We start from the raw sequence: 14,693 nt of genomic DNA on the forward strand, positions 1-14,693 counted from the left end.
TTTGAACATGAATGTCGAAGAAAATAAATATAAGCGAATACCTAAGACAGAGAACTTCGGGATATATCTAGGATTGGACAATGAAGGTAGGACGAGTATATTTGTTAAGCTGTCTAAAAAGCCAAATTTTAATATTAGTAGCAAGTATCTAATCTATTATTATAATAAAAGGCAGGACGGCTTGTGGGCATTGACAGTTTCGATTGCTGAACAACGGTACCTTGGAGTTTTTAATAAGCTTGTTTTTGACTTAGTTGATACTGTTAGTAACTCAAATATTACTATAGTTGCTGAAAGGATGTTTATCCAACGCTTTGTGGAATGGCAAACACTTTTTGAACAAGGTATTACGTCAAGTCTTGATTTTAGTAAATTAGTAGGCTTAGCAGGTGAATTATATTTTATTAGTACATTCATGATAAATAAATATGGAGTAAACGATAGTATAAATTCTTGGTGTGGTCCATTAGGGGCTAATAAGGATTTTAATGTACATAATACTTGGTTTGAGGTAAAGACGAAGTCTTTACATAAGGATACAATTCATATAAATAATATGTCGCAACTAGTTTCAAACAGTACTGGATATTTGACTGTTGTATCCTATGAAAAAAGCAGTTTAGCAAATTCAAAATCAACTAACATTTTAGAATTATATCAAAAAATTAGTAGCTTAATTGCAACCAAGAGTTTGCAAGCGGAGTTTGATAGAAAATTAGCTAATCTAGATTTTGTTCCTGATGAAAAGTATAAGGAGATAAATTTGGAGTTTCACGAAATTGTGTTCTATGAAGTTAATGGAACATTTCCTCAAATAACAAATATTGAATTTGGTGAGGTAATAACGAATATTGAGTATGATCTTTTTTTGCCTGGATTAATACAATATAAAGGTGATGTATAACCAATGGATTCTTATAGAGTAGAATTAGTACATGAATTAAAGGCAAAAGTTGCAACTGAAAACATGTCGGATCGAGAATCATTTTTTCAAATATATTGTGAGAAGCTTGAACAGTCTGAAATTATAGAGGATTTCCACTATCTTCAGTTTAAAGGTAAAGGAAGTCGCAACCGATCAATTCAGATTGATGGATATGTTTACAACGAGTTAGATAATAAATTAACACTCTTTATCATACCTTCATTGGCATACTATGAAGATAAGACATTAACTTTGAATGATGCCGATTCATTATTTAAACGGGCTAAATATTTTTATTTTGATGCGGATAAAATTATTTCAGAAGCGGAAGAGAGCTCAGAAGGTTATGGTTTGGCTTATGATATCTTAAACAAGAAAATTGAGATTAATGTTTTAGAAATAATCGTACTAACAGATTATATGAAATCAAATACAATTAATATCATTGATAGAACACTTGAAAATAACGTCCGAGTAAATTACTCAATTTATGATATTTCCCGAATGAAATTAATCGATGAATCTGAAAATGGTAAAGAACCATTAGTTATTGATCTTTGGGAGGATTTTCAAGCTGAGGGGATTCAGGTACTTCCAACTTCCAAAACTGATGATTACCAAGCGTATCTCTGTAATATTCCGGGAGAGTTATTGGCTAAAATGTATAATAAATATCAGTCAAGATTGCTAGAAGGAAATGTTCGTTCGTTCTTACAAACAAAAGGGAAAGTTAATAAAGGAATTAGGAATACTATTTTAAATAGTCCTGAAATGTTCTTTGCATATAACAATGGTATTGCTGCAACCGCAGAAGCAGTTGATATCTCGGAAAGAGCAGATGGGAAAGTTATTACAGGATTTAAATCATTACAGATCGTAAATGGTGGACAAACAACTGCTTCTCTTGCAAATGCATGGGAAAATGATAAAAGTTTGAATTCTCATAATCAGATAAAGAGGATTTTCGTTCCAATGAAAATCTCGGTTGTTTCTCAAAAATCAGCAGAAGAATTAATACCAAATATTTCAAGGTTTGCTAACAGCCAGAATAAAGTAAGTGACGCTGACCTAGCATCTAACCATCCATTCCATAGAAAAGTTGAAGAGCTTTCAAGAAGGATTCATGCGCCAGCGGTGGGAGGGAATCAATTTGGTAAATTTTGGTATTATGAACGTGCGAATGGTCAATACAGACAAGAAACTTATAAATCAACAGATTCCTTTAAAAAGAATTTTGAGTCGCGATATCCTAAGAGTCAACTGTTTAAAAAGGTTGATCTAGCAAAATACTATAACATATTTCTTCAAAAACCACATATCGCAAGTGCTGGAGCTCAAATGAGTTTTAACAAGTTCAGTGAGTGGATGATTAAACAGTGGGATAAGAATTCTGACTTTGTAAACGATGAATTCTATCGCAAAGTAATTGCATTAAGCATCCTGTTCAAAAAAGCAGATAATATCGTACGAAATCAAGATTGGTATGATAGCTATAAAGCAAATATTGTTGCTTATACACTATCAGTAATTATTCACAGAGTCGAAACGGACTTTTCTGAATCAACAATTGATTTTCAACAAATTTGGAAAGATCAAGATTTAACTCTTGGTTGGACGAAACAAATTCAAAAAGTTTCATATATAATGTATCAACACTTGACTCGTGAGGATCGAACAGTAGAAAATGTTACTGAATGGGCGAAACGTGAAACATCTTGGACGATGGCAAAAGAGATAGATTTTGAGTATGAAGAAGAATTTATTGCTCAGTTGATTAACAAAAAATACGTAATCACACAAGAATACAGTGCTATTAAGGAGCAAAAAAAAGCTAATGAAATGAATGGTTTACTTCAAGTTTATGAATATGGTTCTGCTTTTTGGAAGGAAGTTTACAATTGGGGTGACCAAGAAAAAATTTGGAATATTCAAGACGTTAGTTTCATGAAACTAGCAATGGGAATTGATGAAGGTAAAGTACCGTCAGATAGACAAGCGGCAAAAATTTTGCAGCTACTTGAAAAAGCCAGAATGGAAAGTTTTCCTAAGTAAGGAAAATTGGTGATAGATAAGTCATCCTTTTATATATTATATGAGATGAATTCGTCTTAGCGTAAATGAGACCACGTTGTATTGTGCAGAGAAGATTATTTATCTCGTGAACTCTCACAAAGATTTGTTCTAAACATTTACTACGATATTATTACCAGTTAGCTATAGTAGTTTCGTATGGCTTAAAAATCTAATTGATTTAGAAATGGCCATGATGTTCGTAATTAAGAGGTCGAAATAATACCTAATAAATCCCATAAGCTAGAGTGTTTCATGAGGGGTTAAATTTAGATGTTCTAGTACATGAAAAAAAATTGAATCTCAAAAAACAAATTAAATATCATTTGGGTTGTACCTGCTACTTACAATATTAACTAATCATGGGATACAAAAAGGATAAATTCCCCCACAACTTCTCAAAAGTACAGTGACATACATTCAGCACATATTGGGTCGGTAATATTGACGGTAAGAAAATAAAAGAATTAACCAAATATATTTGATTTACTGAGTTTAAACACCTTATTAGAATCAAAGTCGGAAAAACAACTTTGATTCTAATAAGGGAAGGGGAAATAAAGAGGGTTAAACCCTGCTATACTGACAATTAGAGTATCTTCCGCAAGCAGTTAATCATTTAACTATAAACTACAGCAAAACACTCACAAGAAGGTCTTTCAATAATTCAAAGAATTATTGAAAGACCTTCTGTGTATACGGCAGTGCATTCGACTAAGTAGAGAAAAACTCTAGTATAATACCGATCAAATGATTTTATTATTTCGGTCTAAGCGGTCTTCGTACGAATCACCTCCCCAAAATACAACTCCCCCTAGACATCCCCCACAAATTACCCGATAATTTACAAGGTAGTATAAGTTAAAGAAGGTGAACCTAATGTCATGGTCTGCGAGACCAAAGAAACAATCGCTTCCTGCATGGCTTGAAGAGTTGGAAGATAATCAGAAAATTAAGCGCAAGGTAACGATAGGCGGTGAAGTTTTCTTCGATGAAGAAACAAACTATGGAGCCTATATGTGCATCGAAGAGAAGAAAAAGACATTTACCATCTCAGGCGATATCCCTTTTGCTTTACAAGAAGGACAGTCTTATCTTATCGAAGGTAATGTTATCTTATATAAAAATAGTAAGCAAATAAAGATCCATTCTATTAAAATTGAAAAGCCAACAACTCCTGAAGGGATTATTGTTTTTCTACAAAGTCTCAAAGGATTGCAGAAGCGTGCACTACTTCTATATGAAACCTATGGAGTAGAGATCATTGATATTTTGGTGAACAATCCAGAGCGCATTGCCAACGAGGTTTCTGGTATAGGACAGAAACAGGTAGAGAGCTGGAGCAAGCAAATTAAAGTGCTAGATGGTGACTATGATTTACTAGCTAAGTTGATGAACTGGGGCATGACACTTAATCAAGCGAAGAAGCTGATCAAGGAGCTGGGGCATGAGGTAGATCAAGTTATTCAAAAAAATCCTTATATTCTCATTCGCTTAGTCAAGGGCTTTGGATTTCGCAAATGTGATCAGATCGCGAGAGAGCTAGGATTCGATCTTAAAGGTAACAGCCGTATGCTGGCAGCGATACGTTATGTACTTAGAGAAGCATCGCAAGAAGGTCATTGCTACTTAATACGGGATGAACTTTTACAACGAGTAAAAGTTACGTTAGATATTCGACTTACAGCATTAGAGATGGAGCAACTTCTTAAGCAATATGATGGGCAAGTTAATATCATTTATAAGTTAAGCTCATTATCGTATGAACTTAATTATAATGAGGTTGCTGCACATTATGCGAGCTATAAAGCTGGTGGATACCGCCTGATGAAGCTGGAACATCGATTCCCTGTGTTGTCATTTGAGATAGATCAGATTAATCAACATGTGCAACGATTAATTGATCGAATGAAGCTTGTCGAGTCTGATGGGCGAATTTACTTGCCAGAAGTGTATCAATCTGAACTGATCGTTGCAGCCAAAATATTAAGGATAATGCTTCATCCAACGATCAATTTTGACGGGGTAGAAGACGATATACAAACCTATCTTCTAGCTAATCAGTTACATCTGGAATCTAAGCAGGCAGAAGCGGTTAACCATTTTACGGAACAAACTGGCGGCATGTACATTTTGAATGGTAGTGCTGGTTGTGGTAAAACGTTTACGCTTAAAGTCATTCTCTCCTTAATCGAAAAGCAATATGAGAAGATGAATATGCCATTCAAAGTAAAGGTGTTTGCGCCTACTGGAAAGGCATCAAAAGTAGCAGCTAAGGCGACTGGGCGAGAATGTACGACGATTCATCGGGGTCTCAAATATAAACCAGATGGTGGATTTGAGCATAATGAGAAGCAACCACTTGATATTGATTGTTTAGTGTTAGATGAAAGCTCTATGCTCGATATCGTACTAGCAAAGCATCTATTCAGCGCCATTCCACCTCATTGTAAAGTGATCTTTATGGGAGATACGAAGCAATTACCGAGTGTGGGAGCGGGGAACGTGCTTCATGATCTCATTAGTAGCGATATGATCCCTGTCATTACTCTGGATGTAGTTAAGCGTCAAGCAGAGGATTCAGGAATAATTATTAATGCTAACAAAATCATTCAAGGTGAGATGATTGATACAAGTGCAGAAACATTAGATGCCTACGTTATCTACCAACATGAAGCTGAGCGAGTACAAGATACGATTATCCGTTCCATTAGTAGATTACTGCAAACTAGAGATCTATCATTAGAAGATATCCAGGTATTATGCCCGCAGCGTAAAGGCGAGGTAGGGACATATGTGATGAACTGGATGATTCAACAAGCTTTTAATGCAAGTGAGGAAACGTTGAAGGTTGAAAATAGAAGGATAGCAAAACAAGTAAGTGGCAGTGACGAGGTAGAAGAGATACCGTTGTATTTCAAGCCAGATGATAAAGTTATTCATATCGCTAACAACTATCAGATGAAATGGTATACAAAATCTGGTTCTAATAACTATGAGGAAAATAGTAAATTAGTTGGCATAACCAATGGTGAATGTGGAGTTATCGAAGAAATATATAAGATCAATCAGCAAAATGATGAAGAAGAATTTGTGATCGTCGTTCGGTATGAAGAAGGATATGTTAAGTATATGAACCAATTTGATGAACTCGATCATTGTTATGCTATGACCATTCATAAGTCTCAAGGCTCACAATGGCCTGCCGTCTTGATGGTAGTTATGATGGAAAACTACAATATGCTAGACAATAGTATATTCTATACTGGATACACTAGAGCAAAAGAATTCAGTTGTGTCATTGGTCAATCTAATGCCATCGCCCATGCGATAGCTACATTTCGTAATCAAAAACGTAATACAAGTCTTAATGAGAAATTTATCGTTAAGGAAGATGCGGAATAGATTTCAAAACGTATATTAGGGATTTCCCTAATATACGTTTTTTCTAATCGATGGTATTATCAACTTATAAAAGGTGAAACATTTCACAATATAAGTGAATTATTTCACAATTAGGAGGATCGCTATGGGGACTGAGAAATTGGTTTTAATCGGCAATGGTATGGCTGGCGTAAGAACGATTGAAGAAATCTTGGAACGCAACTCCACAAAATATGAAGTAACAATTATTGGCGAAGAGCCATATACGAACTACAATCGCATTATGTTATCCAATGTCTTACAGAAAAAGATGACGGTTGATGAAATTATTACTAACCCGATGCAGTGGTATATAGATAATGGCATCCGCCTTGTGCACCACGATCCTGCTGTGCGCCTTGATACAGAAAATAAACAAGTAACAACAGCAAGTGGAACATGTATAGCGTATGACAAATGTATTATTGCTACAGGTTCAAGAGCTTTTATTTTACCGATTGAGGGTGCACAGCTTCAAGGAGTAGTTGGCTTCCGAACCATTGATGATACGCTTCAAATGATCGAGCAAGCAAAAAATTGCAAACGAGCTGTAGTAATTGGCGGAGGATTGTTAGGGCTTGAAGCAGCGAAAGGTTTGATCGATCAAGGTATGGAAGTAACAGTCATTCATTTGGAAAAATGGTTGATGGAAACTCAGCTTAATGAGCAAGCAGGTCAATTGCTGAAGAAGGATTTGGAACAGCAAGGCATCAAATTTTTAATGGAGAAAAAAACAGCTAGAATACTAGGGACAACAAAAGTAGAAGCAATAGCATTTAGTGATGGTAGTATTCTTGAGGCAGATTTGGTTGTGATGTCTGTTGGTATTAGACCAGTAACGGGAATTGCCATAGAAGCTGGCCTTCATGTTGAACGTGGAATTGTTGTCGATGACTTTATGGCGACGAGTGCTGAGGGTGTCTACGCTGTAGGTGAATGCGCCCAGCATAATCATATGGTGTATGGACTTGTTGCACCTCTATATGAACAGGGTAAAGTACTGGCGGATGTTTTGACAGATGGTGAAACGGAGGGTTATAGAGGTAGCACTGTCTCTACCTCTCTAAAAGTATCAGGCTGTGATCTATTCTCTGCAGGGATTATTCATGAGCAAGATGATATTAAATCAATAGAAGCTTATAATGGCTTAGCTAACAGCTACAAGAAGTTATTTATACAAAACAATAAAGTCGTTGGAATCGTTCTATATGGCGATACTTCAGAGGAAAACCGATACTACAAAATGCTACGAGATGGTGTTGATATTACGACACTTAATGCTGTGACGCTGCTAGCTTCAGCAGGTGGTGAGGCAAGCATGAGTGTTGCAGAATGGGATGATGCTGATACAGTATGTGGCTGTAATGGAGTGACGAAGGGTACAATTGTTCAAGCCATTACAACTCAGAATTTAACATCTGTTGCGGAGGTTTCACGTTGCACTAAGGCAGGGAATTCTTGTGGCAAATGTAAATCAGACATTGGCGAGCTGTTGGCTCATGTAATCGGAGATAAGGTTACAACAGCACCTACTGGAATATGTGCTTGTACTCATTTATCAAGAGATGAAATCGTACTGCAAATTCATCAAAAAGGGTTAACGACAACGAAAGAGGTATTCCAGGAGCTCAACTTCCGTAACGCTGAGGGATGCTCTAAGTGTCGTCCAGCAATTAATTTCTACTTACATGTTACGTTCCCCAAAGAACATATTGATGAAAAAGAATCTCGCTTCGTTAATGAACGTATGCATGGCAATATTCAAAATGATGGTCGATTCTCTGTTATTCCAAGAATGCGAGGCGGAAAAACGACGCCTCAGCAATTACTGAAAATTGCACAAGTTGCTGACAAGTATCAAGTACCGCTTGTTAAAATAACAGGAAGTCAGCGTATTGGCTTATATGGAGTGAAGAAAGAAGATCTTCCTGATATTTGGGAGGAACTAGATATGACATCTGCTTCCGCATATGCTAAAGCCGTGCGCTCTGTCAAAACATGTGTAGGTGCCAATTTCTGTAGATTTGGTACACAAGATTCCATGGGACTCGGCATTAAGTTGGAGGAGCGTTTCGAGTATATTGACACACCGCATAAGTTCAAAATGGGCGTTTCTGCTTGTCCACGTAGTTGCGTAGAGAGTGGAGTGAAAGACTTTGGAGTCATTGGCCTAGAGAATGGCTTCCAAATTTATATCGGAGGAAATGGTGGAACTGAAGTAAAAGAGGCACAGCTACTAACTACCGTTGTGACAGAGCAAGAAGTTATTGACCTATGTGGTGCGATGCTACAATACTATCGCAAGACAGGAATCTATGCGGAACGTACTGCACCGTGGATTGAAAGACTTGGATTCGATCATGTGAAATCTGTCCTGTTAGACCCTGTACAGTGTAAATCTTTGCTAGAGGAACTAGATGAGGCAGTTGCTGGAAAACGCAATGATCCATGGACTGCTGTTCGCGTAAATGAAAACAAGGAAAAAGAGCTCTATACAGTGGGGAGAGGTTAACAATGACCCAAGTCAAAGAGAAAAGATTTGTAGCACATTTCGAAGATATGCCGCAACGAATTGGTCGTGAAATCGTTATAGATGGCAATAGAATTGCAGTTTTTCGCTTACTAGATGATCGTGTTAAGGCAATAGGCGGAGTTTGTCCTCATACGCATGGACCACTGGCTGAAGGTATTGTTTCTGGAGAGTTTGTGTACTGTCCACTTCATGAATTCAAGGTTTCCTTGCTAGATGGGAAGGTACAAGAACCCGATAATGGATGCGTAGCAACATATGACACTTTAGTTGAGGATGGCCAAGTATTCGTCATCGTGTAGTTATTACATTTGAGTAGATAGGTTATTTGCACCATTCGTGAAGGAGGGCTTCAATTGTACAAACAAAACGTTGAGACTATTGCTGAGGCAGGCGCAGTTAAGCGTGATTATATGAAGCAGCAGCCACTCGGATATTTTATTACAACCTTACTTGCTGGAGCATATGTAGGAATCGGAATTATTCTTATCTTTTCGCTTGGAGCACCGTTGGCACAAGCGGGGTCCCCTTACCAGTCGCTAATTATGGGAGCAACCTTTGGTATCGCGCTGACTTTAGTCATTATTGCTGGGGCAGAATTATTCACTGGAAACAATATGATTTTTACGATTAGTACTTTAGCTGGGAAAACAACGATAAAGGATACTTTGTCCAATTGGCTTATTGTATTTATCGGAAATTTACTAGGAGCGGTAATTCTTGCGTTACTTGTAAAAGCAACAGGACTATTTGATGCTGCACCTGCTGATCATTTGATTTTCAACTCTGCTAGCAAAAAGATGACAGCACCATTTAGTGAATTGTTTTTCCGAGGAATACTTTGTAATTGGCTAGTTTGTTTGGCGATTTGGATGAGTATGCGCTTGAAAAGTGAAGGGGCAAAAATGTTTGCGATATGGTGGTGCTTACTAGCTTTTATTGGTAGCGGATATGAGCACAGTGTTGCCAATATGACACTTCTAAGCGTTGCAATGTTACTGCCTAATCATCCTGAAGCAATTAATCTAGTAGGCTGGCTGCATAATATGATACCAGTCACTCTTGGAAATATGGTCGGAGGTATATTGTTTGTAGGTTTGGCTTATTGGAGAATTTCACCGGTACGAAAAATATAGATACTACTGCAAATGAACAAAAACACATGAGCTCCATCCCGCGGAGCACATGTGTTTTTGTTTTTCACCTGTTAATAACCCTTATAATAATTGCATACAAGTTGCTACGATCAACCATATAAGAATGAATAAAGTTATCAGCGGATTGCGTGCTGCACTTCTAGCTTTTAATGGCTGCTCTACAAGCTTCATATATAGAGATACGAAATCTTGTTTGCACCATAGTTCCCATTGAAGGTTGAAGAGATTGAATGCAATATAGGCAAGAAAGATAATGATAGCCAGTGGTGCATATCCCGGCACTTGTGTTACTGCAAAGCAGCTTACAGAAAGGAACATTAACCAAACTTTCAATTGATTAAAGTCTCTCATCAAAGATTTAATAAATATTTCTCCAATTATACTTCCAACGTCCTTACGTCTAGACAACCTTTGTGAATTTTTGAATAGTATAGGTTTTTTGCGTTTACTTGTTGATGTTAAATTCATTGATTGGCTTAGAATCGCCTGTGTGAACATAAGTTTACTCTCATTTGCAATAGTCAAATGCTGCTGAAAATTAAGTGGGGTCATTGCATAATTTCTAATCAGAATGAGGGCGATGATAAGAAAGCTAGTAATGCCGATCCAGTATGGCAACATATGTGCTAGATAAAGGAATATTGGTACGAATATGATGCAGCTATTTATTATGAAAATAAGCAGTTGTAGTAATAACTTCTTCCACCACGATGCTGCAATTGTTAAGCGATGATTCACGATCAGTGGAATGATACTGCTAATCGCAATGTAGGTTACAAGCATTAATATATGCTCTGCATTCCACTTGCTAACTTGAACCAGAAAAGGAAGTAGTACTAATGGTACAATCAAAGTAATAAGCTGAAGAACGAACCATGAATATGCTAAGCCAAAGCGCTTTAATGACAATAGCCATCGTGGTTTTTGGATCAATACGACTTGATCAGCATCTTCTACTAATATTTTGATTTGAACTATGCAGACGATAAATGTGATGCTAATTAAGCAAACAATATCCCACGGAATGTCTATTGCCCACTGAGGTAGTTCCATCCACCACTCACGATAAAATCCAATGAATATAACGATGGCAGGGATAATGATATAGAGCCATACAGACCAATCACAAATACTTTCTAATACTTTGTAAATCCGTATGTAATGTTGTTTCAGTCTAACTTTGAATAATTGCGCCATTGTCAGCAAGAGATCACATCCGTAGTTAACGTATGAAAACAATCAAATAAAGTAGCTTGTTGATCTAGATTTGCAACCTTAATTATTTCAGCTAAAGTTCCGCTAGCGACAACTTTTCCTTGATGAATTAGTACAAATGAGTCACATCTTCGTTCGGCAGTATCAAGCATATGGGTACTCATCAGTACACCAGCACCTTGAGCTCTTGCATCATCAAGCAGCGCCAAGAAATCAATCGTAGCTTGTGGATCGAGGCCGACAAATGGTTCATCTACAATATATAAATCTGGTTGTAATAGGAATGCGAGAATAAGCATAAGTTTCTGCTTCATTCCTTTGGAAAAGCTGCTTGGGTAATGATGTTTCTGATCTATAAGTTTGAATTTTATTAAAAGTTCTTCTGCACGTTGTTCAAAGTCAGTTTCTTCGATGCCATTAACAGATGCTACAAACCACAAATGCTCCCATAATGTGAAATATTCATAGTAGATTGGTTGTTCTGGGACGTATGCGTAAGTGCCAGATTGACCGCCAATATTAACATGTCCAAGGTGGTAAGGTGTAATATCCATGATGGTTTTAATCGTAGTGCTTTTCCCTGCGCCATTAGGACCGATTAAACCTACTAGTTCACCTGGGTGGATTTGAATTGAAACATTAGATATGGTTGCAACATCCGTTTCATATCCGGCCTCAGTGATATTAACATCTAATATAAGTTTAGTTTTACTTGAACTTGATTCCATACAAAACTCCTCCATTACGTATGATAATGTATATTGTCATAACTAAGATTAATAGGCATCGTACAACGCAATTGTAATTTCTATTAATGGTAAAATCTGTTTTGTAAGTCTGTATACGTAACTATCATCGATATGTTTCAGCTTTGCGAGACAGTAATAGATATTCGAGTCCATTGAACTTGCAAAAAGTGGATTAATTACTACACGTTTCGCAAAGTTTTGTTATAGGTAAAAGCTATATCTAAATATAGCTTTTCAGAATTATTTATAATATGAACAACATGATACTCTTAAATCAAATGAATTTAAGGGAGCGATTGTAATGGTGAAAAGTAGTATACTTGGTTATCCACGTATTGGGGAACAACGTCAATGGAAAAAGGCATTAGAAAGTTTTTGGAATGAACAAATTAATGAACAACAATTACTAAGTCAGTTACAAGAAATTCGTCTGCAACATCTTAGTAAACAGAAAGAGACGGGCATTGATCTTATTCCAGTAAATGATTTCAGTTTATATGACCAAGTGCTTGATACTTCAACTATGCTTGGTTTAATTCCACAGCGTTTCAACTATAAAGGCGGCGAAGTTTCAACACAGCTTTACTATGAAATCGCTCGTGGTTCGAAGGATGCTACTGCAAGTGAAATGACTAAATGGTTCAATACGAATTATCATTACATCGTACCTGAACTTGGAAATATAGAGCCGCAATTAACGGTAAACCGTCCACTAATTGCTTATCAAGAAGCAAAAAAACATTTGAATATAGAGAGTAAACCTGTGTTGTTAGGGTTATTTACATTCGTGAAGCTATCTAAGGGATATAAGGCTGATCAATTTAAGACGTGGATTGAAAAACTTCTTCCATTATATATACAAATCTTACAACAGCTTGAACAAGCTGGAGTACAGTGGGTTCAAGTTGATGAACCGGCATTTGTTCAACAACTATCTGACGAGGATCTTGCTACAATACAGAACATCTATAACGTATTAGCTCAAGCGGCACCGAAATTACAAATTATGCTGCAAACGTATTTTGAAAGTGTTGAACGTTATGAAGAGATTGTCCAATTGCCAGTAGCGGGTATCGGACTTGACTTTGTACATGGGGCAAAGCAAAATCTTCAACATATCAAACAGTTCGGATTCCCAGCAAATAAAGTATTAGGTGCAGGTGTTATTGACGGGCGAAATATTTGGAAGGCTAATCTATCAGAGCAGCACCAACTCCTTCAATTGTTGAAAGAGCAAGTGGGAGATGAACAATTATGGGTACAATCTTCATGCAGCCTATTACATGTCCCTGTGAGTCTAAATCGTGAAGATACATTACCAGAAGTTATTCGCAATGTAATGGCATATGCAGATGAGAAATTAGTAGAAATTGTTCAATTAACGCAAGCAATTAATTGTGTGGATATTGGATACTTGACTCAAATTGAACAAGACAAAGTTGCATTTGCATTATTCAATAATTTAGAGCAACGTAATCAACAACAAGTATACGCCACGATTGACGACTTGAAAAAAACTGGTCTACAACGTGCTGTTCCTTTTGTTAACCGTTACGATGAACAACAACAGAAATTAGAGCTTCCAATTCTACCAACAACGACAATCGGAAGTTTCCCACAATCGCTAGAAGTTCGTCAAGCTAGACAGTTATGGCGTAAAGGGGAATGGAACGAAGAACGTTACAACGCATTTATCGAGGCAGAAATTGATCGCTGGATTACGATTCAAGAGCAGCTTGGACTCGATGTGCTCGTTCATGGTGAATTTGAGCGTACGGATATGGTTGAGTTTTTCGGAGAGAAATTAGGTGGATTCGTATTTACGAAAAATGGCTGGGTACAGTCTTATGGTTCTCGTTGTGTTAAGCCTCCTGTAATCTACGGAGATGTAACATTTATTAAGCCGATGACATTGAAAGAAACGGTATATGCGCAAGAGCAAACAGAAAAACCTGTAAAAGGGATGCTGACAGGACCAATTACGATTATGAACTGGTCATTTGTTAGACAAGATATTGCCAGAGAAGAGATTGCTTATCAACTAGCTTATGCATTACGTCAAGAAGTTGAAGCTTTAGAAGCAGCAGGTATTCCAATTATTCAAGTAGATGAACCTGCAGTGAGAGAAGGGTTACCACTAAAATCTACAGAGCAACAAGCATATTTGGATTGGTCGATTAGAGCTTTCCGTATGACTACTTGTTCAGTGCAAGCAACGACACAAATTCATACTCATATGTGTTATTGTGATTTCCATGACATGATCGCTTCGATTGAGTCTATGGATGCCGATGTTATCTCTATCGAGACATCTCGTAGCCATGGTGAATTAATTGGTAGTTTTGAAGAGAATACGTATCCGCAAGGTATTGGACTTGGTGTATATGATATTCATAGTCCACGAGTACCAGCGGTAGCAGAAATGACAACGATGATTGACCGTGCGCTTCAAGTACTTAGTCCGAAAATTTTCTGGATTAACCCAGATTGTGGACTTAAGACACGTAAAGAAGTTGAAACAATTGATGCACTGCGTAATATGGTTACAGCTACAATAGAGGCGAGAGAAAAGCTACAATTGCAAACGATAAATTAAGTAAAATGCCGAGTGTAGGGAATATAGA

Annotated in this window: 9 protein-coding genes; 7 read left to right on the plus strand and 2 right to left on the minus strand. The window is 37.1% G+C overall.

The window, feature by feature from the left end; all coding sequences use genetic code 11:
• Nucleotides 1-7: 7 nt before the first annotated feature.
• From NAG76_12660 to NAG76_12685, 6 genes are all read left to right on the plus strand, one after another.
• Nucleotides 8-904 (plus strand): PD-(D/E)XK motif protein, encoded by an 897-nt coding sequence (locus tag NAG76_12660; protein ID URN92705.1) that lies wholly within the window; start codon nt 8-10, stop codon nt 902-904.
• A 3-nt stretch (nt 905-907) separates the two neighbouring features.
• Nucleotides 908-2,977 carry an AIPR family protein gene (locus NAG76_12665; GenBank protein URN92706.1) on the plus strand — a complete coding sequence of 690 codons (2,070 nt, stop codon included), beginning with the start codon at nt 908-910 and terminating at the stop codon, nt 2,975-2,977.
• An 897-nt stretch (nt 2,978-3,874) separates the two neighbouring features.
• Nucleotides 3,875-6,400, plus strand: coding sequence for an AAA family ATPase (locus NAG76_12670; GenBank protein ID URN92707.1), 2,526 nt, complete (start codon nt 3,875-3,877; stop codon nt 6,398-6,400).
• 124 nt (nt 6,401-6,524) lie between these two features.
• A complete protein-coding gene (gene nirB, locus NAG76_12675) occupies nt 6,525-8,930 on the plus strand; it encodes a nitrite reductase large subunit NirB (GenBank protein URN92708.1) in 2,406 nt (801 codons plus the stop codon).
• Between the two features lie 2 nt (nt 8,931-8,932).
• Complete coding sequence (gene nirD, locus NAG76_12680; protein ID URN92709.1) at nt 8,933-9,250, plus strand: nitrite reductase small subunit NirD; 318 nt, start codon at nt 8,933-8,935, stop codon at nt 9,248-9,250.
• 54 nt (nt 9,251-9,304) lie between these two features.
• Nucleotides 9,305-10,084 carry a formate/nitrite transporter family protein gene (locus NAG76_12685; GenBank protein URN92710.1) on the plus strand — a complete coding sequence of 260 codons (780 nt, stop codon included), beginning with the start codon at nt 9,305-9,307 and terminating at the stop codon, nt 10,082-10,084.
• Between the two features lie 81 nt (nt 10,085-10,165).
• Here NAG76_12685 and NAG76_12690 read toward each other — a convergent pair whose 3' ends face one another.
• A complete protein-coding gene (locus NAG76_12690; GenBank protein ID URN96827.1) occupies nt 10,166-11,302 on the minus strand; it encodes an ABC transporter permease in 1,137 nt (378 codons plus the stop codon).
• A 2-nt stretch (nt 11,303-11,304) separates the two neighbouring features.
• Nucleotides 11,305-12,048, minus strand: coding sequence for an ABC transporter ATP-binding protein (locus NAG76_12695; protein URN92711.1), 744 nt, complete (start codon nt 12,046-12,048; stop codon nt 11,305-11,307).
• Between the two features lie 322 nt (nt 12,049-12,370).
• Between NAG76_12695 and metE the strand changes: the two genes are divergently transcribed.
• Nucleotides 12,371-14,665 (plus strand): 5-methyltetrahydropteroyltriglutamate--homocysteine S-methyltransferase, encoded by a 2,295-nt coding sequence (gene metE, locus NAG76_12700; GenBank protein URN92712.1) that lies wholly within the window; start codon nt 12,371-12,373, stop codon nt 14,663-14,665.
• Nucleotides 14,666-14,693 lie beyond the last annotated feature (28 nt).

This window comes from Candidatus Pristimantibacillus lignocellulolyticus, assembly GCA_023639215.1.
GTDB classification, from domain to species: domain Bacteria; phylum Bacillota; class Bacilli; order Paenibacillales; family Paenibacillaceae; genus Pristimantibacillus; species Pristimantibacillus lignocellulolyticus.